This window comes from Fulvivirga sp. (assembly GCF_040218215.1).
Classification (GTDB): domain Bacteria; phylum Bacteroidota; class Bacteroidia; order Cytophagales; family Cyclobacteriaceae; genus Fulvivirga.
Genome location: NZ_JAVJQL010000008.1, coordinates 52,517 through 73,597 on the forward strand (window position 1 = coordinate 52,517; position 21,081 = coordinate 73,597).

The 21,081-nt window shown below is 38.9% G+C and carries 19 protein-coding genes; 6 read left to right on the top strand and 13 right to left on the bottom strand.

What is annotated here, in order from left to right; all coding sequences use genetic code 11:
• Nucleotides 1-6: 6 nt before the first annotated feature.
• The 4 genes from RIB54_RS02405 to RIB54_RS02420 form a co-directional block, all read right to left on the bottom strand.
• Nucleotides 7-741, bottom strand: coding sequence for a DUF3307 domain-containing protein (locus RIB54_RS02405; RefSeq protein WP_350099105.1), 735 nt, complete (start codon nt 739-741; stop codon nt 7-9).
• Nucleotides 723-1,394, bottom strand: coding sequence for a hypothetical protein (locus RIB54_RS02410; protein WP_350099106.1), 672 nt, complete (start codon nt 1,392-1,394; stop codon nt 723-725). Before RIB54_RS02410 ends, RIB54_RS02405 begins: the two co-directional genes overlap by 19 nt.
• A gap of 223 nt (nt 1,395-1,617) precedes the next feature.
• Complete coding sequence (locus RIB54_RS02415; protein WP_350099107.1) at nt 1,618-1,803, bottom strand: hypothetical protein; 186 nt, start codon at nt 1,801-1,803, stop codon at nt 1,618-1,620.
• The gene (locus tag RIB54_RS02420; protein ID WP_350099108.1) at nt 1,796-2,599 is read right to left on the bottom strand and encodes a restriction endonuclease; all 804 of its coding nucleotides are present in this window, start codon (nt 2,597-2,599) and stop codon (nt 1,796-1,798) included. Before RIB54_RS02420 ends, RIB54_RS02415 begins: the two co-directional genes overlap by 8 nt.
• A 17-nt stretch (nt 2,600-2,616) precedes the next feature.
• Between RIB54_RS02420 and RIB54_RS02425 the strand changes: the two genes are divergently transcribed.
• Nucleotides 2,617-2,874 (top strand): hypothetical protein, encoded by a 258-nt coding sequence (locus RIB54_RS02425; RefSeq protein WP_350099109.1) that lies wholly within the window; start codon nt 2,617-2,619, stop codon nt 2,872-2,874.
• A gap of 171 nt (nt 2,875-3,045) precedes the next feature.
• Here the strand turns inward: RIB54_RS02425 and RIB54_RS02430 are convergent, their stop codons facing one another.
• Nucleotides 3,046-3,894, bottom strand: coding sequence for an AraC family transcriptional regulator (locus RIB54_RS02430; protein WP_350099110.1), 849 nt, complete (start codon nt 3,892-3,894; stop codon nt 3,046-3,048).
• Between the two features lie 148 nt (nt 3,895-4,042).
• Here RIB54_RS02430 and RIB54_RS02435 point away from each other — a divergent pair, with 148 nt between their 5' ends.
• The gene (locus tag RIB54_RS02435) at nt 4,043-5,008 is read left to right on the top strand and encodes a phytanoyl-CoA dioxygenase family protein (RefSeq protein WP_350099111.1); all 966 of its coding nucleotides are present in this window, start codon (nt 4,043-4,045) and stop codon (nt 5,006-5,008) included.
• 9 nt (nt 5,009-5,017) lie between these two features.
• Here the strand turns inward: RIB54_RS02435 and RIB54_RS02440 are convergent, their stop codons facing one another.
• From RIB54_RS02440 to RIB54_RS02455, 4 genes are read right to left on the bottom strand one after another with little or no spacing between them, the layout of a single operon-like run.
• Nucleotides 5,018-7,093: a sensor histidine kinase gene (locus RIB54_RS02440; protein ID WP_350099112.1), complete on the bottom strand. Its 2,076-nt coding sequence runs from the start codon at nt 7,091-7,093 to the stop codon at nt 5,018-5,020.
• Nucleotides 7,090-8,739, bottom strand: coding sequence for a hypothetical protein (locus RIB54_RS02445; protein WP_350099113.1), 1,650 nt, complete (start codon nt 8,737-8,739; stop codon nt 7,090-7,092). Before RIB54_RS02445 ends, RIB54_RS02440 begins: the two co-directional genes overlap by 4 nt.
• Nucleotides 8,736-9,662, bottom strand: a complete 927-nt coding sequence (locus RIB54_RS02450; RefSeq protein WP_350099115.1) for a PorP/SprF family type IX secretion system membrane protein — start codon at nt 9,660-9,662, stop codon at nt 8,736-8,738. The genes RIB54_RS02445 and RIB54_RS02450 overlap by 4 nt, the downstream gene beginning before the upstream one ends.
• 1 nt (nt 9,663) lies before the next feature.
• Nucleotides 9,664-12,930, bottom strand: coding sequence for an HYR domain-containing protein (locus RIB54_RS02455; protein WP_350099116.1), 3,267 nt, complete (start codon nt 12,928-12,930; stop codon nt 9,664-9,666).
• A gap of 363 nt (nt 12,931-13,293) precedes the next feature.
• Between RIB54_RS02455 and RIB54_RS02460 the strand changes: the two genes are divergently transcribed.
• Both RIB54_RS02460 and RIB54_RS02465 read left to right on the top strand, forming a co-directional pair.
• On the top strand, nt 13,294-14,322 hold the full coding sequence (locus RIB54_RS02460) for a helix-turn-helix domain-containing protein (RefSeq protein WP_350099117.1): 1,029 nt from the start codon (nt 13,294-13,296) through the stop codon (nt 14,320-14,322).
• Between the two features lie 86 nt (nt 14,323-14,408).
• On the top strand, nt 14,409-15,506 hold the full coding sequence (locus RIB54_RS02465; protein WP_350099118.1) for a type 1 glutamine amidotransferase domain-containing protein: 1,098 nt from the start codon (nt 14,409-14,411) through the stop codon (nt 15,504-15,506).
• 132 nt (nt 15,507-15,638) lie between these two features.
• On the opposite strand, the gene RIB54_RS02470 is transcribed toward RIB54_RS02465, so the two are convergent.
• From RIB54_RS02470 to RIB54_RS02480, 3 genes are all read right to left on the bottom strand, one after another.
• On the bottom strand, nt 15,639-16,658 hold the full coding sequence (locus RIB54_RS02470) for a transglutaminase domain-containing protein (protein WP_350099119.1): 1,020 nt from the start codon (nt 16,656-16,658) through the stop codon (nt 15,639-15,641).
• A complete protein-coding gene (locus tag RIB54_RS02475; RefSeq protein ID WP_350099120.1) occupies nt 16,655-17,371 on the bottom strand; it encodes a carboxypeptidase-like regulatory domain-containing protein in 717 nt (238 codons plus the stop codon). Before RIB54_RS02475 ends, RIB54_RS02470 begins: the two co-directional genes overlap by 4 nt.
• Before the next feature lie 111 nt (nt 17,372-17,482).
• Nucleotides 17,483-18,319, bottom strand: a complete 837-nt coding sequence (locus RIB54_RS02480; protein ID WP_350099121.1) for a YARHG domain-containing protein — start codon at nt 18,317-18,319, stop codon at nt 17,483-17,485.
• A gap of 65 nt (nt 18,320-18,384) precedes the next feature.
• Here RIB54_RS02480 and RIB54_RS02485 point away from each other — a divergent pair, with 65 nt between their 5' ends.
• Nucleotides 18,385-19,029, top strand: coding sequence for a DUF2306 domain-containing protein (locus RIB54_RS02485; RefSeq protein ID WP_350099122.1), 645 nt, complete (start codon nt 18,385-18,387; stop codon nt 19,027-19,029).
• Nucleotides 19,019-19,714 carry a M15 family metallopeptidase gene (locus RIB54_RS02490; protein WP_350099123.1) on the top strand — a complete coding sequence of 232 codons (696 nt, stop codon included), beginning with the start codon at nt 19,019-19,021 and terminating at the stop codon, nt 19,712-19,714. Before RIB54_RS02485 ends, RIB54_RS02490 begins: the two co-directional genes overlap by 11 nt.
• Nucleotides 19,715-19,723: 9 nt before the next feature.
• On the opposite strand, the gene RIB54_RS02495 is transcribed toward RIB54_RS02490, so the two are convergent.
• Nucleotides 19,724-20,923 carry a multidrug effflux MFS transporter gene (locus RIB54_RS02495; RefSeq protein ID WP_350099124.1) on the bottom strand — a complete coding sequence of 400 codons (1,200 nt, stop codon included), beginning with the start codon at nt 20,921-20,923 and terminating at the stop codon, nt 19,724-19,726.
• Between the last annotated feature and the right edge of the window lie 158 nt (nt 20,924-21,081).

Here is a 21,081-nt window from a genome sequence, read left to right on the forward strand (position 1 = left end):
GCTTGGTTATTTTATCAGATATTGGGTCAAAATCCCTGTGAATATGGCAAACGCAAAGCTCATGAGCGTTCCGATTAGGATGTATTCCGTTTTCTTTTCTTCAGCATCGTTTTTTAGCTCCCCAAACCTGAAAACTGATTTGGCGGCCAATAGAAACCCAATGGGCTCCCACTGGTTGTTAATGATAAAAGTAAGTATCAACACCCTTTCAATGACCCCAATCCATTTGCCAGCATCCCTCAAACTCTCCCTTTTGGCCTTTTTTAGCTGCTTTTGCCATGTTTTTGTAAGGTACCCTATTAGTATGGCTGAAGGCAGTGTTGTGATGATATAGGCAATGCATACTATTAAGTGTTTGGAATCCAGTTTAAAGAAATCCTGGGTTTCAATGATCCCTGTCAGGCTGTTGCCCGAAAAAATAAACCATACAAACACGATACTTACAATATGCAGCCCCTGGTCTGCGGCAAACAGCAATATGTTGTCTTTATTGATTTTTATCTTCAACCAATCAATTGCACCATGGAGCAGCACAATTAATAACGGAACCTTCCAATTTGACCAATCTGCCAGAAGCACATAGGATAACAAACCCACAATAGACAGGTGCCAGTAGAAATGGGGTGATTTTATTCCCTTCTTCCTCTTGCCCTGCACCATACTGTCTGTTTGAAAAACAAAGTCAGCCAATAGATGGGCAATAATTAGCCGCAGCAATACATCTAACTGCTGTACTTCCATTGCATAAGGGATTTAAATCTTGAATTATAGATCATTACTTCTTCGATACTTGCTGTGATGAGCCTTTTGCCTGCCCCTCTTTGTGAAATGCCCAGCTGTTGGCCTATTTCTTTCTGGGTTAGGTTTTGAAGCAGGTAAAAATAGATGGCCTGCGCCTGGTTAATGCTCCATTTGCTGGTAATGGCATCAAGTAAATAGCAAACGGCCTCAAACTCTTTGTCAAATTCTTCAACCCCGGTAGTAATTTTTAACATTGACTTGTCCTCTTTCATCTTCTCTAAACTTCTGCCCGACCTGATAAAAGCTGAACCATCCATCTGCCCCAGTGGTTTTTCTTGGGTTAGTGTACCGCTGATCTCCCCTATTCCCAAAGACAATCTGGCATCAATAGCATCTTCAACCCGGTTGCTCGCTGCTTTTAAAGGGTGCCTTCTTAGCCCCGACTTAAGCAGCAGCATGATGGTAAGTCCTTCTTCCGGGTGGGTTATTATTGACTGAAACCCGTCACCCCTATAAAACTCCAACCTGAATTCAGGCATTTTATAGCGCACAATATCTTCAGCAATCCCTTCAAGTATTGCCCTGTATTCCCTGTCCAGTTTTGTAGAACCTACAATATCACCGGTTATTACGCCATGTATGCCCTTGTTCATATCAACTAATATAGAACGTTATATCGTTCTAAACAAGTATTAGAACCCTATAAAGTTCTAAATCTATTGTTTTGCTGATACTTCTTACTCTTTAATAGAACGCTATACCGTTCTAAGTGCCTTGTAGAACCTTGGGAAGTTCTAAGTGCTGGATAAAAAATAAAAGGGATGTTGTGGTTAGGGAGTGGCATGAGGGGTGACAGCAAACAGAAAATATTTAATATCAATTAACCACAACAAATCTTTCCCAACCCATACCAACTTCAAGTCCTTTAAGGAATGATTCCTTTTCCACAAGGCTATTGAAATTAAATACTTGAACCGAATTATAAAAATTACTTAGTGACACTTGTTCAACTTCATACTTATAGCATTCTTCCTGACCAAAAAGGATTTTTACTTTAATCATTTTCAAAATTTTTAAACCATTCTCTATTTACAAGCACTTCCTCTTTAATCTTAATTTCAACTCCTAGGCCCAATTCCTTCAGTTTTTCAGCTAACTTCTCTCCATCCATTAAGTCAATAGCAGGCGCTCCATCCCTAGAAGCTTCAATCATTGCATCTCTTGTAAATTGTCCTGTTGTAATAAAAAGTCCTTTATCAGTCCTGCCTACCATGGCACCTCGAAAATCTCTAATCTCATTTGAACTAACTTTCCCTTTATATCTCTTGCATTGGAATATTATATGAAAACTTAATATCCCATTAATTTTTGCTATTCCCCTTCCATCAATTCCACCATCACCAGACCTTCCCGTTACTTCGACTTGAATGAACCCTGTTTCTCTTAAAAGTCTCTTTACAAGACGTTCAAAAGCATTAGGTGATAACTCTTCTGTAATTGTCCCAATTAATTCATCTTTCCAACTCTTAGATTCTTCAATTTCTTCAGAGATTCTTTTTGACTGCTTGGAGGTAATATTAAAGTTGAAGTTAAGAGGTTGGTCCGCTTTTAATGCCCATACTCCCCTTGAAGAATTTTCAATTAAACCTTGATTTTTAAGCATAGTCCTTACCCAGGCCATTTCGTATTGAAATTTAGATTGAGTTTCACTATGCGTTAGTTCAAGTAATTCAGGAGGAATTGCCAAAAGCTCAATTACTTTATTATTAATCTCATCATTACTTCCAGATCCACCTAAATCATGAATTGATTTTAAAACAGGCTTGAAAAACATCTCTCTTTTAGGTAAATTATCCATATAACTATTGATGAAATATGAAAATACGCAACTTTGAGCATTTAAAAGAATTGGCAACATCAGAAAACGGAGATATGCAGGATTTTTATATTCTTCTTGGAGGTGGAATTGCCAAATCATCTAAGAGAATCAGCTTTGACCGTAAATTTGACCAGTTCTATATAATTCATGAAATAGATGAATCATATCAAGAGATATCAAGTCAGGATTTGAAAAACGACCCTTTCTTCAAAAAAGCAATAGAAATGGAATGTCTTTTCTTATCTTCTGAATAATAATTCTACATATTTTTGATTTTCATTAAAAAGTATTTCACCTACTTCAAGTTTGCAACTTGTTCGCCTATCAACAAAAAAGGGTTCAAAACCAGAATTGGTTATAATGATTTCCAAACTAAAACTATTTATTAATGAGGCAATCCTTAACAAAGCCTCAGCAATTTCTACCTATGTGGTAAGCATCCCCCTCTTATAAGCCAACGGGTTCTCTCCGGTCACCTTTTTGAAGGTTCGGTTAAAGTAAGACAAACTTTCAAAGCCGCATTCGAAACAAACTTCCGTTACGTTCTTGTCTTGCATCAGCAGCTTTTTGGCCATGTTAATACGGTAGTGGTTTAAAAACTCAATAAAAGTCAGCTTGGTCATGCGTTTAAAAAACCTGCAAAATGATTCATTGGTGAGATTGGACAGATCAGCCACCTCTGCAATATCAATCTTGCGATGATATTCTGCTTCAATAAGCGCATATACTGTCTTTAGGCGGTTATGATCCTTGCGCGTGTGCTGCGTACGTACGGGCTCATCATGCAGTAGAAAACTATCTTCAGCATCACCCAATATTTTAAAAATCTTTAGCACTTCAACAAAACGCTCAAAGTGTTCCATTTCATGCAATGTCAATATCTTCTGTCCTACAAGCTGTTTGGTACGCTCACCAAAGGCAATACCGTGACTGGCCCTGGCAAAAAGAGCTTGCACCGACTGTAGTTCCGGAACTTTGTTCAAAGCATGGCTTAGAAAATCAGCGTCAAGATGGAGCACCCTGATCTCATATTTGGTCTTAACCCCATAATCAAAATTCAAATGAGGAATATTAGACCCTATAAACGCCAAATCATTACCCTCATACTTAGAAACATTCTCGCCAACATTGCGCACACCATCGGCACCATCAATATAAACCAGCTCATATTGAGGATGGAAGTGCCAGAAGAAAAAGTCATTGAGATATGGGTTAACCATAATGTTAAATGAACTATCCGCTGGTAATGCTATCTGTTCGAGTTGTGTTTTCATTGCAATGGTTATTGACCTAAATTACCATTTAGATCGATACAAAACTTATAAGAAGTCAATATTGTGAAAATTTAGGCTAAAATCAATAAAGCAAACGTTTTCCTTATGTGCTTACATTTGTATTGTAAAAAGACTAAACACCGCCACCATGCAACAAGCAGTAGATAATCCAAATAAAAACCATAAAGCCATTCCTGGTAATCCTTCAACGGCTACCAGCAGTAAAATAAAGCTTAGAACAGAAGCCGACAGCAAATCGCTTCGTGTACTGACAGAAGAGGACTGGAAGTTTTGGAGGCATAATGGTTATGTGATTATCAGAAATGCTGTACCACGTGAGCAAGCACTAAAGACTGCCGATTTTATCTGGGAGTTTGAAGAAAAGGACAAGAACAATCAGGACACATGGTACACCAAAGAGCGGGCTGCAGCCGGAATGAAAGAGCTTGTCGGTACGGGTATGGTGGAGGTTTACAATCACCAATACCTCTGGGACAACAGGCAAACGCAAAAAGTGTATGATGCTTTTGTAGACATCTGGGATCATGAGCAGCTATGGGTGACCATTGACCGTGCTAACCTTAACTTCCCCTTAAGGCCGGGTTTTGAGTACAAAGGTTTTATTCATTGGGATTATGACCCTGAAACCAAGCCTCAAAACGTGCAGGGTGTGCTGGCACTGGCCGATCAGGAAGATGAGCAAATGGGTGGCTTTCAGTGCATTCCTGAGCTATTCAGAACATATGACCAGTGGAAGCTAACACAACCAGCAGACCGTGACCATTTTAAACCAGATACTACAGGCTTTGAAAATGATTATCACAAGGCCAAAATGCAAGCTGGCGATCTATTGATCTTCAACAGCTCACAACCACATGGCATCCGTCCCAATCTGTCAAAAGACAAGGTGAGAATAGCGCAATATATCTCTATGATGCCTGCAGAGCCTGATAATATTGCTATGCGCGAATGGAGGATTAATTCATGGAAGAACAGACTGGCACCTGAAGGTCACGCCTTTCCCGGTGATCCAAGGAAGTTTGAGCAAACGAAATACAAAACACCTGAGCTGTCAGCACTTGGAAAGAAATTGCTTGGGCTGGAAGATTGGTGATTTCTTCAATCAGGCCTCAGCTAGTTCATTTTGCCTCAAAAAGTCCAAAGAATGGCCTTTTGAATCATCAACGGGTACATTCACAATTATTCTGGTGTATTCGCCCTGCACGGAATCCACTTCAATACTGCCTTTCAACACGTTCACAGATTTGTTTACTATATAAAGCCCCAGCCCATTGCCCTTGGAAAACTCAGTGCCTATGTAGAACATCTCAAAAAGCTGGTTGACCGTGGACTTATCTATCCCAATACCGTTATCATATACTTCAATCAAAAGCTGGCTATTCACTTTTCTGACTTTTATAGACACCTCACGCAGTTGGTCTTCTTTAATGCTTGTGAAGAACAAGGCATTTTCCAGCAAGTTATGAAGGGTCACCTCCAATAGGTATGGGATGCTCACTATAGCCAGATCATCGGCACAATCAACGGCCAGGTTAATATTGTTTTGCCTGATCATAGTATCAAAACGCCTGGTCACCTCGAAAATGAGGTCATCCAGTTGCACTTCGCTAAAGGTGCCCGGTTGATGGATTTCGCTAATAGTGCTCAATTTCTTGAGCAATTTATCCATCTGGTTGTTGGTCTTCAATATCAAATCGGTAAGCTGCACATCATCAGTATTGAGCGCAATCAATTGGCTAAGACCAGTAATGGAGCACAAAGGCGCCCTTAAGTCGTGAGAAGCACGATACAACACCAAATCAAGCTCTTTGTAGGTCTTTTCGAGCATCTCGGTCCTTTCAGACACTATACTCTCCAGGTTCTGATTGATATGTTTCACATTTTCATTAGCGCTAAGCAACTGCTTCTGCTGTTTTTTAAGTCTGAGCCGCAGATAAAGCAACAAAACGAGCAACAAGGCAAAGAATAATACCACTGCTGAAATGGCCAAAATCCTTTGTTGATAAAGCTTCTTCTCAGCCAGTCTCTTTTGCTCACTCAAACTGAGCTGGCCTTCCAATTTTTCAAGGTCAAAGAACCTGTTCTTAAGCTCAGTAATCATCGCCAGATAGTTGCTCTGGTTCTCGTTAAACTCATTCTCATTATTGGCCAGCAGCTCTTCCAGCAGGTTAAGGTCGCTGAGTAGTTCATCCCTGGCTTCATCACTGAGGTTTTCAAAACCCTGGGTCAGCTTTTCATTTACCAGTCTGATTTTAGTATCAAACTCAGACTTCTGGGAACTCAGACGTTTATTCTCGCGCTGCACTTCTTTCAACAGATTTTCCAGATCATTTTCCACTACAGTAGTATCGGTGATGTAAGTGATATAAGAGGTAGAGTCCTGATTGCCATTCCCCACTCCTGCCAAAAGCTCATCAAATTTCGCATCAATGCTATTTCGGGCATCCGCAGAGAGGTTGTCCATTCTTATCCCCTTAAACAAAGCATAAAACTCTTGCAGTGACTGTATTGAGTCCAGCTGTGAGAGCGCAAATGCGTTTAAATCTTCAGTATTGGTATCAATGACTGGCCGACTGGCTTCTGGTTTCACTTCTGCCAGCTGCTTAACAGGGTTTAATAATTCTACCTTAAGCACATACTGAGCCCCATTCTGCGCCACGCTCATTGGCTTATAGCCTTTAACCTCAAATTGGCTGGCATTCGTAATTCGCTCATTTAGCGCCATAGGCAAACTGGCCGATCCGCTGGCATCAGTAGCAGTATTGATGGTTTTTTCCCCTTTATAAGTGAAAGCCTGCCTCCTTAATACCTCACCATTCATATTTTGAATCACCACAGTAATGTCTTTATAACTTTTCTTGCGAATGGTAATTTCCAAAACACCCTTGCTCAGGTTCCATGAGGCAGCCTCCAAAGTATTATCCCCAATGGCAATGGATTTGATTGGAAAGTCATCTTTTTTGAGGTTGGCGAAAGCTGTCCCCCTTGCATTTAAATCAATAAGGCTGCCCTGATTGATACCCACTTTGATATTGCCATAAGGCTTCAGGTCTTCATCAAATGCTTTTATCTGTACTACCTGATTGTCTTGTGCCTGCACCGGTTGGGCAGCCATAATGAGCAGAAGCAAAGCGGTTTGTAAGACTATAAAAAAATATGATTTGTGAAAGCGTTTCATTTCACCCCTTCTTTTGATTTCTTGAAATCGTCATTGACTACCACAATTTCGTAAGTAGAATTGGTTTTAGCATACTTTGGAACCTCAAAACTGACAATGCCATCCAAATCGTTCCCGACTATCCTGATTTTGTACTTGCTGTAAAAAGGTATAGTGAAGCTAAAATTACCATTATCATCTGATATGGCCTCGGTAACCCTGTTGTTTCCATTGTCATCAATTAATATCAACTGCACATTAGGTAAAGGCTTCAAATCCGTAGAATCCATCCAATTGTGCTCAATAAACTTAACCACACCATCTATTTTCAATGGATAGCTCTGCAAGCCCATGTCAAACTCGTAGATATCATCATCAAGGCCTCCATTTTTTCTGTTAGAGCTTAAGAAACCATGCCTGTTCAACGAGTCGATAGTGAAGGCAAAATCATCATAACCCGAATTAATAGGATAGCCGAGGTTTTCCACTTCGCCAAACCCATCTGTTAACAATTCTACCTTGAAAATATCTGATCCTCCAAGTCCGGGATGGCCATTGGAAGAAAAATAAAGTGTTTGATCAGAACCAGAAAAAGGGAATATTTCGTCCGCTGAGGTATTTACCGCAGGCCCCAGGTTTTCAGGAGCTGTCCAGGCACCATCTTTATAATTTGAGACATAGATATCACGGCCACCGTACCCTTCTGGCAGGTTTGAAGAAAAATAGAGTTTTTTACCATCTTCACTAATGGAAGGCTCACTTAGGGAATAGCCATTGTTATTGTGCTCAAATGGCTTTACCACTTTCCAGCGTTTCTTTTTCTTAGCGGCAAAATAAAGCTGTAGCGGATACTTGTCCTGTTCATTTTTGTATTTACTGGTCATGGCCACCACCATCTTACTATGGCCATTATAAAAGTCAAGTGAGCCAATATGAAAACCTCCATTTAAGTCACTATCAAAAGATTCTGCCTGATCATAAATCAAGGCATTGACACTAAACGGATCGGGCTTTGTATCTGAATAGTATAAATGATAGAACGGAGCATTGGTTTTGGTGTCCACTTTCTGCACCATCGATACCGGCTGCTGATTGGAAACATAAACCACCCCATCATTATAAGGCAAGGCCTTCAATTCGCTATTAGGTGTGTTTAAAGAGATATAACGCACAGCATTGTCAACAGAATCTTCAAAAAGGTAGGCTATATTGTTCATCCGCCAGATTCGGGCCGCCAGCATTTCGTTCTGACTATCCTTGGCATAACTCATAGCATATACTTCTGCTGACTTAGTGTAATCCCCCGTTGCGGTTAATGCTTCGGCATAATAGAATTGATCCATGTCTGAAAGCTTCTCCACTTTCATAAACTTCTCATAGCTGGTAACAGCCTTTGCATAATCATGCGTGAAGTAATAGCAGCGCGCCAACCTTAAGTCAATATTTGCAGGGGCAGATTTTTTGGAAGCCACTACTTCGTAAAGATCGAGTGCACTTTTGTAATTGCCATTTACATAATAGTCATCAGCAGTATCTAAATCCTTTGTAAACAAACTAAAAACAGACTCCTGGGCATCGGCATTAAATCCAAGACATAACAAGACAGCTATGAAAAAGACAATTGATTTGCTTATAAATCGATTTATATGTGCTGAAAAATACCTCACCTTGGAGAGACTACTTTATCGTATTTAAACTTAAACAAGTACCTGAGCATCAATTCATTGGAAGCCCTGGCAAATTCCGCTACCGTACCAATTGGATTATCATACGCATACCCAACCTGAAACTGCGGGGTAATGTTTAATCTGACGAGAAAATCCACAGACTCGTCCTTTCTGTAAGAAACACCGAATGAAACCACCTCATGGATGGTGGTATTCAGGTTTATATCATAAGATAGCGGTGCTCCCGCATAATATTTTAACAATACACTTGGCGTTAAATCTACCGATCTGCTCAGGGGTAAAATTAATTTAGTGAAAACAAGGTGGTTGAAATTATCTGAATTTACATTGAGTGTATCTCCCAAAGCATAGTTTCTCGGCAGGATTTCAGAAGCTGAATACCCCATATGAAATTTCCTACTCCTGAAATAGAGGCCAAAGCTGGCATCAAAATAGGTTTCGTTAAAATCGCCATTGGCTGCTGAAGGGTCTGCAGTATTACCCTGAACTGCCAGATAATCGGACCGCCTGTTAAAAGCAGCCGCCTGCATGCCAAATGAAAGATAGCTGTATTTGCCAGTAGGCAAATGATAGGCGAAATTTGCCCCGGCATTGAACCTTTGATGGATACCTATGCTTTCGCGATGAATGATAATGCCTGTACCAAACTGTTTTTTCTTGAATAATGTATGTGCCGAGAAGGTTTGTGACTGAGGGGCACCATCTAAACCATTCCACTGATCGCGATGAACCAGCGTCATGCTCAATGCTTCATCAGCTCCCACATAGGCAGGATTAATCAGCGAGCCATCATACATGTACTGGGTGTACTGAACATTCTGTTGTGCCATTGCAGATTTACTGGCAAGCACACAGCAGATGCAGATAACAACAATGGCGATATGGCTTACAGCTTTCTTCATCCTATTGTATAATTTCTATAAAGCCCTGCGTCTTTTGCGTTGATGCATTTGTTTTCACCGAGATGTAAAAGAAATAGGTACCTGTAGGTACAATTTTGCCATTTTGATTGGTTCCATCCCAAACCACCCTTTGGTTATCATAACCCGTTGTTTTGAAGATCTCACCTCCCCATCTATCCACTACTACCACTTCATTATCAGGGAAATTCTCAATGCCGTCCAGCACCCATGTATCATTATTGCCATCATTATTTGGGGTCAGCAGTTTGGGAACATCAAATTCTATATCCCTAATAGAAACTGTTACATTAAATGAACAAGTGACTACTGCCTGAAACTCATCAGTAAATTGATAGGTAACTAAAGTTGTGCCTTCCTGAAAGGTATCGCCCGGCTGGTGCGACTGACTAGTAGTGAAATTCGTGCAAATACTTTCCACACTTGGTTCTGCCCAGCTCACTTCTGCCCTACCACTGTCATCAGTCTCTATGGATATGTCATCAGGACAGTTCAGCAATTGCAGGGCATCCGGATTTACAACAGTTACATTAAATGAACATTGGCTTTCATTGCCCAGATCATCGGTAAAAGTATAAACTACTGTTGTGGTGCCTAATGCAAACGTATCTCCGGGAGAGAAATTGGAACTTGTAGTTACAGTGCTGCAATTATCAACTGCTGTCAATGCTTCCCAATTCACAACAGCCTCACACTCCGCAGTAGTAATTTCAATATCAACAGGGCAATTGGCTATTTCAGGTCCTGTTTCGTCAATGACAGTAACATTGAAAGTGCAGGTGGTCTCATTACCAGCTTCATCAGTAGCTTTATAAGTAACTATGGTAGTACCTAAATCAAAACTATCCTCAGGGTTATGACTTGGAGCAATGGTTACGCCTGAATTACAATTGTCAGTTACCGCAGGTGCAACCCAGGAAACTATAGCAGCACAATCGGCATTAGCAGCTATTTCAATATCTTCAGGACAGTCAATAAATACTGGTGCTGTCTGGTCTATAATCGTAACATCAAAAGAACAAGTGGATTCGTTACCACCTACATCAGTTGCAGTGTAAGTTACAGTAGTTGTTCCCAAAGGAAATGCATCTCCCGGGCTGAAGTCTGCAGTAGGGACTATGTCTGATGAACAATTATCTGATGCTGTGGGAACAGTCCATGTAGCGGTAGCCTCACACCCGTCTCCAGAAGCGGCAACAGTTATATTTGATGGGCAGGAATTGAAAACCGGGGCGACAATATCTGAAACTGTTACATTAAATGTACATGCTGTTTGGTTTCCTGCTTCATCAGTGGCAACAATAGTTACTGAGGTGGTTCCAATAGGAAAAGATGTGCCAGAAGTGTGTGATCTGGTTATTGAAGGTGTAGCGTCACAACTATCATTGAATGTAGGCCCAGACCAGATAGCCACCGCAGTACATGAATTGGTAGCAATTAAATTAATATCTGACGGACAGTTAGTTATAACAGGGGGTGTACTGTCAACTACTGTAACGATAAATGAATCAACGGTTTCGTTTCCTTCATCATCTGTAGCGGTATAAGTGACTTCAGTCTCTCCTAAATTAAAAAGATCACCAGATGCATGTGATTGATTAATAATGACAGGGCTGTTACACAAATCTGTAGCAGTAACTGTATCCCATGTTGCTGTACCTTTGCAATCCAATTCTCTAACGGAAACTTCTAGATCAATAGGAAAGTTTGAAAAAACCGGGCCCGTCTGATCTTCAACAATTACATTGAAAGAACAAGTAACAATATTCCCAGCCTCATCAACGGCCGTGTATGTAACTGTTGTAGTGCCTAGAGGAAATGAGTCTCCAGAGCTAAAATTAGCCGTTGGGGTTATACTTGAAGAGCAGTTGTCTGTTGCAGTTGGTGCTGACCAGTTTGCAACTGCTTCACAGTTAGCCCCTGCAACTACTTTAACATTAGTTGGGCAATTCATTAAAACTGGAGGAGTGTTATCGGTAACGATAACATCAAAAGTGCATGTAGTTTGATTGCCTGCGTCATCAGTAGCTGTGTAGGTAATTGTTGTAGAGCCGATATCAAAAGTTGAACCAGAGGAATGTGAGCTACTTACTGACAGTGATATATCACAGGCATCATCAAAAGTTGGAGCTGTCCATGTAGCCACCGCAGTACATCCTGCTGTTGCTACAACGTTCACATTACCTGGGCACGTAACCACCTCGGGGTCAGTATTATCTACTACAGTAACATTGAAAGATTCAATAGTTTCATTTCCTTCATCATCGGTAGCCGTATAAGTCACTTCAGTAATACCTAAATCAAAAGCACTTCCAGAAGCATGAGAAAAAACAATATCACTGACATTAGAAGTACAATTATCAGTAGCTATAACTGTGGGCCATGTTGTTGTACCTTTGCAATTCACCGCACTAGCTGATACCGTTCTGTTGGCCGGTAGATTTGTAAATACCGGACCTGTTTGATCTTCTACAGTCACATTAAAAGAATAAGTGGCAGGATTTCCTGCCTCATCACTGGCTGAATAAGTAACTAAAGTAGTACCAAGCGGAAATGTGTCTCCTGGATCAAAATCACCCGTTGGTGTGATATTATCTGTGCAGTTATCTAAAACAGTTGGTGCAGCCCAGTTTACAGTAGCCTCACAACCAGCATTAGCGGCAACAGTTATATCACCGGGAGTTACATCAAAAGTGGGTGCAATATTATCATTGATCGTAACATCAAACATACAAATGGCATAGATGTCCACCCCTTTTGATGCGATATAGGTAACTGTAGTGGTGCCAATAGGAAATGTTTCCCCTGGATTATAATCACTTGAAAGCGTTATTTCAGAACACGGCACTGTAGGAGCAACCCATGCAGCAGCACGGTTACATCCTGCATTTACATTTAATGTTACGTCAGAAGGACAATTAGCTAAGGCATAACCAGCACTTGGTTTAATATTTACAATAAAAGTACAGGTAGACACTTCATCATTGTTATTAATGGCAGTATAAACAACAGTAGTTCTACCAATTTCGAAAGTATCTCCTGGATCATGGGTACTTGTAAAAGATTTAATACCACTGATAACATCAACTGCTAAAGGTTCTATCCAAGTTGCAGTTCTATCGCAGCCAGTGGTTATAGTATGAGTAATATCGGAAGGGCAAAGTGTAATTATAGGCGCAGAATTACTCACAGCCGAAGCCGTAAGAATAAATACACTCGAAAGTAAAACTGACCTAAAATGCTTGCTCATCACACTCTAAAAAATAAACAGAGTAAATACTTAAAAAATCAAAAATGAAGCATATACAAGCCGTTAATCTAAAGAAAATCTGCGTCTTATAGAAGTGTTTTCGACAAACTACATAAAGAAATAATACTAAAGGCTAGTTATTTCTTTAAAAATTAATATATGAAGAATATTAGTTACTTCAGACAGGGTCTTAACTCCAAAGCCATCATCGTTATATTACTATTTAAGCTCACAACAAACCATGAATTAAGTAGGGAGAAAAGATGAGAGCCTGTCAGTATTTCGGGTTTAGTCTTATTTTATGAAGTCATTATCAATCAGTAATTGGCACTTTAGTCTTCAATTTTCGACTAATTTGCAGGCATGTCAGTAGATGATATTGTCCTTGTAATTATTAGCGGCCTTGGAGTAGTGCATGGGCTGTTCCTGGCCATATTTCTTTGGACTTATCGGAAAGGGAATCGCTTATCAAACATTCTGCTAGGTCTGCTGCTGCTTGTTCTTTCCTTTAGAGTCGGAAAATCTGTTTTTCTAGAGTTCACTCTCGATCTTGATGTGAAATTCATATTTGCAGGACTGGGCACAATCATGGCCATTGGTCCGTTGTTTTATCTTTTCGCCAAGTCATGCATTAACAAATCATTTGTAGTCTCAAGGAAGTATCTCCTGGAATTCATCCCATCCATTTTGGGTGTTTGCTTTGGTTTATGGCTTGAAGACCGACATATAGAAACAATTCCTCTCCCATTTTTTGCCATACTGTTCATAGCATATTACCTGCACTTTATCATTTATATTTTTATTACCTACAAATTGGTAAGGCGGGCTAAGGAACTTAATAATGATGTTCACAAACTACTTACCTTATTAACTTATGGACTTTTGGCCATCTGGGTTGTCTATGTGTTAAACCTATTTGATGAAACGGTGCCCTATATAGTTGGCCCGGTATTGTATTCTGTTGTGGCTTATGTTATCAGTTTTATAGTTATCAGTAAGGACTACATATCAAAAATTGATCAAACCAAGTACAAAACCACCACCATTTCAGATGAACAAAGCAGACAACTTTACTCAAGAGTGTTAGCACTTGTTGAAAATGAAAAACAGTACCAAAACCCTGAGCTTACCTTAAAATCCATGAGCAAGGATTTAAATGTTACCACTCAGACGCTTTCTATGGTAATCAATCAGCGAAGTGGGAAGAACTTCAATAGCTTTATTAATTATTATCGGATAGAAGAATCAAAACAATTACTCCATTCCAAAGCATTTAAGAATCACACAATGGCAGCCATTGCCTTTGAAGTAGGGTTTAATAGTATCTCCAGCTTTAACACAGCCTTCAAAAAACAAACAGGAAAAACGCCTGTGGCTTTCAAAGACAGTTAACGAATTTATCTTTTTGTTTATCGAAATGATCATTTCGAAAGACTTTCACACGGCATAGTCCCTCATTTGCTTAAAAAGCAAATACTATGTCGAGGATAAAGAAAATCTTAAAATGGTCATTAATTGTAACACTCGTTCTCATCGTTTCAATTGTCTCTTTCGGATACTGGTTTATCAACCTGCTTCCTAAACCTGAAATATCCAAAGAAGAGCTACAAGCTACACTACCAACTGATTTGCCGTACCTGACAGAAAATGTTATTGAACCACGAGGTAAAATATTGGCCGTAGTCACCAGTGTTGGTGTGATGGGCAGCAGTGGTAAAAGTACTGGTTACGAACTCACTGAATTATCCAGAGCCTATTATGTATTTAAGGCCAATGGCTTTGAAGTAGATATAGCAAGCACTAAAGGTGGTTTGCCTCCTGTGGTCATTGATGGTGATGATATGAAGGAATTTGACTATGCCTTCTTAAACGATTCAATAGCTCAAGGTAAAGTCCGCAATAGCATTGCTATTAGTACAGTAAACCCTGATGATTATGCAGCAATATATTTTGTCGGTGGCAAAGGTGCCATGTTTGATTTCCCTGACAATGAACACATTCAGGCATTATTGAAGGACTATTATCAGTCTGGAAAAGTAATAGGTGCAGTATGTCATGGTCCAGCTGCATTGATAAATGTAAAATTAGATAATGGAAGGCCTCTATTGGAAAACAAGACGGTTAGCGCATTTACTAATGAAGAAGAGTTATTCCTAATTAAGGATGCCAAGGAGATATTTCCATTTTTACTTCAGGACAAGTTGATAGAGCAAGGCGCCAAATTCGATGAAGGGTATCTTTATCTGGAACAATTGAGTATCGATAAACATTTAATTACCGGTCAAAACCCATGGTCAGTATGGGCATTGGCAGAAGCCATGATTGCTCAAATCGGTTATACACCTAAACCAAGACAAAAAAGTGCTGAAGAAAATAGTGTAAGTGTACTGATTACCTATGAAAGTAAAGGTTTTGATGCCGCCAAAGTGGAAATTGGCAAAGCCTGTAAACAAAACCCCAGATCAATAGACAGAGAACTAATTGCGGTCCATAGCCTGGTGGCCACTATGCAACTGAACCTAGGTAAAAGTTTTGATTTAATTCAGCTGCTGAGGTATAGTAATGAGTATCTATAATTTACTTTAAGTAATTTCTCTCCATCAGAGTTACCTGAAGGGTCTTTGATGGATAGGTTATCGTATTTCAATGTCCTCTTTGAGTGACACGCAGCAGGTTCAGTGGACATTATGCCTAAAAAGTATAAAAATTTAATTGATCCTTTTTACTTCAACTACATAAGTCGCCAAATAGTCATCATCAACTTTTAAGTGAACATCGAAAGTGCCCTTTGAGCTAAACACATGATTTAATGTCACCATACCATTTTCCTCAACAACTATCTCTGGTGTATAACTTCTTGGAGAATTACCTCGGGCAACTTCCAGAGAAAGTTTATCAACGATAGACATATCCCCCAGCTGAAAACCAAAAGTTACCGAGTCATGTTTTTGAATAACTTTTTTCATCACTGAAGGTACAAGCGGCATTACATCATAACTGAATGCATATTTATAAACCAATGGGTCATTGATAAATTCTTCGAAGGTCTTTTCCTTCTCAGTCAATAGCCACTTTTTATCTAAAGGGTAATGGCTCAAGGCAAACAACTCAGGATCAGCGAGGAAATAACCATCGTTATAATCAGGCACAAAGAGTTTTACTGTGGGCAGCATTCCTCCACTTGACCAGGTAGCATCACACAAATACCATTTCCCGTCAAGTTTTACAGCATTCCATGAATGATTGGGAATGGATTTTTCCATCACATTGATCCCAGAAGTGCGACCGTATCCGTCCACTATTACACTTTCTATACCAGCAAAATAAGCAAGCTCTTTCACTAAATAGGCGTAACCAGTACAGACAGTTCTTTTGTATTTCAGTAATTTTCTAAATGATTCTTTTACAAACTCTTTATTCCAGAGCTCAAGCGCATCAGCATCATTTTGATACTTCTCACGCTTTCGTTTATTCAACAGATAATCATTGACATCATTAGTTATGTTTCGAGATACCCAAGTATAAATAGCTCTGAACTTCTCTACATCGGAAGTTAAAGAGTGGGTTAAATTGTAAGATAGCTTAGGTAAGTTCATCAGCTCCGATCCCACATAGGCTTCTGCAATACTATCAGCCATAACAAAATTTACTTCTTCAAAATCTCTGGCTTGAGCCCATGATATATTGAAACTGAATCCAAGAAAAAAGGCAATAATGCTTAATCTCATTTAAACAACCCCTTCACCTTTTGCCATAAAGAAACTTTTGATGAATAGACCTCGTTTATCGCAACTTCACCCATAAAATCAGCCTCCATTTCAATCATCCCTAAGTCAACATTAAAGGATAATTTATTTGATATTTTAACCTCTTCAGTTACTAATCCTATAAAACTAAAAACAAGGACATCACCTGTATTTAAAGGTTCCTTGAACTCAAACTTCCCATCCATGTCAGTTACAGTTCCTATTGTAGTACCTTTTACTACTACATTTACTCCTGGAAGAGGCTCCTTGTCATCCCGATAAAAAACGGTCCCTTTCACATAGTGTTTATCCTTTGAATTTGAAAACTCAATATTTTGATTGACTTTACTGTCAACGAAAACTGTATTTTGATCATTTCTACCCTGACTGAAAGATTCATTAACTGGTAGCAACAAAGACAAACCAAGTGCACCCACTCCAGCCCATTTAAAGCTGTTATTCGATCTGACTTGAGAATACTTTGTATAGGTTGTTAATTGGTCTTGTTTAAACCTTCCACAGGATTTGCCTTTTACATTTTTAAAATGACTAACTATTTCATCATCGGTCATTTTAGTAAAATCAATCACTTCTTTTTGGCAACTTTGACAAAAACCACCAAGAGATGTTGAGGTAAAGTTTTCAAATTTCTCAGCACATGGACGGTCAATTGAAAGTTTAAATTGGCTTTTCATGATCTTCAGGTTTAAGGTTAAACTTAATCCAAGATAGTGGTAATCTGAAGTATTGAATTAACGCAAATAGGGGGAAATTTGAACTATAAAGTAAAATTAAACTTTACTAATTCATCTACCATATTCATCGTAGTATTCAGCATAATACTCTTCATAATTATACAGTAGGTCTATATTGTGTGCTTCCAACTCGGTCAGTTGATCTCTAATATCAATAGCCATTGGAATGTACCAGTCCTTGGCATCAAATATTCTACGAATTTTTAAGTTCTGAAAACTATAACCATGCCTTGCATAAATTTCATTTCTTATCAATTCTATTTCTTCAGGTAAAAAGTTCTCAACATCTGGCACGTCCAAATATTGAGTTGAAGCCATAGGAAAATCACCATTCGAAGGCTCATACCTAAACACCCTTCTCATTAACCGATATTGTTTTGATGAAACTGTATTTTTGTAAGGACTCCAAGTACCTACTAACTCACCTTTGTTAATATCAATTTCAAATTGAAATTCACCATCATATTTATCATCACCGGGCTCTCTCATAACAATGGAATATTTTCCTTCTTCAACTTCCTCTAATAGCCCCTTAATCGGCCTAAAATTACCAGCGCAGACACTATGACCATAAATGGAATCATTATTGGCATATGCCAGGGCTATATTGATTTTATTTTTGCCAAAGTCTCCTACCCAATAGCCATACAAAGGATTGTCAGCAGCATTAATCTTATAAATATCTTCTTCTATCTGGTACTGTTCCTTTGATTTTTCTGGACCAATTTTTCTGGGATCATTCTGCAAAGCAGCTCTCAAAACTTCTTTCTTAACTTTAGTAGAATCTTCTTTAAGAATTTCCGATTGAGTTTCTTGTTTATTACCCTGCCCGCAAGAGCATAAGACTAGAAAATAGACAATATATGGGGTTGAAGATGATAATCTCATATTTTAGCTCAGTTTAAATGATTGCGTAGTAAAATAGATATATTTTTACTTAAAATACAATTTGAATGCGATTAGGAATAAAGGTATCATTACTTTTGATTTTAAGCTTCTTTACCTTTTTAATGGTAAGACTCACTATTCCTTACTTTTCTTTCAATGACCAAACTGCATTTCTTAGAATTAAGCAATGGATTATTCATAATGAAATATGGAAAGTGGCATTCTACATTCATGTCATAACCAGTTGTATTTGCCTAATGGCAGGATTTACACAATTCTCAAAAACACTGCTTTTTAAATATCCAAAAATTCATAAAACTGCAGGCTGGGTATATGTAGGTGTAATACTTCTATTATCAGGCCCTTCAGGCATTATTATGTCTATTTATGCAAATGGTGGCCTCATTTCTCAAACTTCATTTTTGATTTTGAGCGTTTTATGGATTTATTTTACCTATCAAGGATTTAATCAGGCTAGGAAGTTTAATTTTCTAGCCCATCGTAATTTTATAATAAGAAGTTATGCATTAACACTATCTGCCCTAACACTAAGAGCATGGAAGGTAGCATTAGTATTCTTTTTTAGGCCACATCCAATGGATGTCTATATGTTGGTAGCCTGGCTTGGCTGGATTCCGAATTTAATAATTGCAGAATATTATATAAGATATAAGTTTACGAAACTAAACAAGTTGTTTAATGAACATTAGAACAGTTTTAACTTTCTTGCTATTTATTACACAAGCTGCGTGTGAACCACAGAGAACACAAGAAATCAATTTTGATAAGTTAGGATTCAATGCATCTAAACCCAAGGATGAAATAGAGCATCAAACAGAATCTGACACCACATTTGTTGTCATGCAAGAGTACGCTGAAGGTTTTAGCTATGACATGAAATATGCCACTGATGATAATTTTTTAAAAAGAAAAGTATATAGCTGCGATAAGTGCATGATTAGAAAAGAGGTTGCTAATAAACTTATAGCCGCTAATGATTCACTAATTAATCTGGGTTTTAGGATAAAATTTTTCGACTGTTATCGACCTGTAGATGTACAGAAATTAATGTGGAAGATATATCCAAAACCCGGCTATGTGGCCAACCCATATACATCTGGCTCTATTCATAACAGAGGTGGTGCTGTTGATATCACCTTAGTACGTCTTGATGGTAAAGAAGTAGAAATGGGTACTGCGTTTGATTTTTTTGGCAAGGAAGCAAATCATGATTTTACTGATCTCCCAGAAAACATTCTAAAAAACAGGAAACTATTGAAGGAAGTTATGGAATCATTCAGCTTTAAATCCATTCGTACAGAATGGTGGCATTATAACTTCATTAATGCAAGGCAGTATGCGCTTTCAAACTTTCAAACTGATTGCAATTATTGAGTTTGAATTTCAACCCAGTACCAACCTCCTACTCCCAAAACTGAGTAGAAACAAGGCTGCAGTTGAGCACAGTGCCATTACGACCGCCATGGGCATGGCACTGTCGGATTGTAATATACTAACCAATGCAGAGGCCAATGCTCCTACCACCATCTGAAGTGAGCCCATTAAAGCTGAGGCATTACCAGCTGTATGCCCTAAGGTAGCCAATGAAAGTGCCGAAGAGTTTGGGAAGATAAAACCTAAAAAGAACAGATACCCAAAAATCAATGATGTGGTAAGATAAAGCCCTGAAAGGTTAAGGTAAGTTACTACCAAAAGCCCTATGCCTATTACAGATTGTGCCATCAGGCTAAACAAGATAATCCGTTCACTTCGCAACTTTCTCAATAGCAAATTATTGATTTGGCTGGCACTGATAAGTCCCGCAGCAATCACAGCAAAAATAAGCCCATACTCCTTTTCAGACACGTTGAACAGTTGCATAAACAAATAAGGAGATCCGCTTAAATAGGCATACAATCCCGCATAAGCTATGGCTCCGGTAAAGGCAAAAACCAAAAACTGTTTGTCTTTGAAAATATCGATATAGTTTCTCAATATCTTTCTAGGCTTTAAGGAATAGCTAGGATCAGCTTTTTTACTTTCTGGTAACCAGAAAATACAGCTCACTAAAACCATAACCGAAAGCACTATTAGAACGCCAAATACTGCCCTCCAGCCCAGGCTGGCTGTCACATAACCTCCTGCTGTTGGCGCTATAATAGGTGATACGGCTATCACCATCATCAACATTGAGAAAACCTTGGCCATTTCTTTAGTAGTGAAAAGGTCACGAACTATAGCTCTGGATGACACCATACCTGCACATGAGCCCAAAGCCTGAAAAAACCTGAAAGCTATAAGTCCCTCTACTGAAGTGCTAAATGCACAACCTATGGATGCCAAAACGTACAACCCCAAACCAAAATAAACTGGTTTTTTACGTCCAAATCGTTCAAGCATAGGACCATAAAACAGCTGCCCAACGGCTAGCCCAATAAAGAAACTGGAAAGTGAAAGTGAGATATGATTGATATCTGTATTTAAGCCAATGGATATCTCCTCAAAAGCTGGCAGATACATGTCAATAGACAGCGGTCCGATAGTGGTCAGTGACCCCAGGATAAGAATTAATAAGAGCCGGTTATTTTTTGTGTCTATTGCCATGGCCGTATCAGAAGCTTTCCTTTCTGAAAAAGAAGTGGCAAATGTAGGTTATTGATGTTTAAACATGCGTATAACCTGACTATGAATTCTGACTATTTCTTTAACAACAAAAATGGGACAGTATGCTATACATTAAAAATGAAAAAGGCTTGATGCTA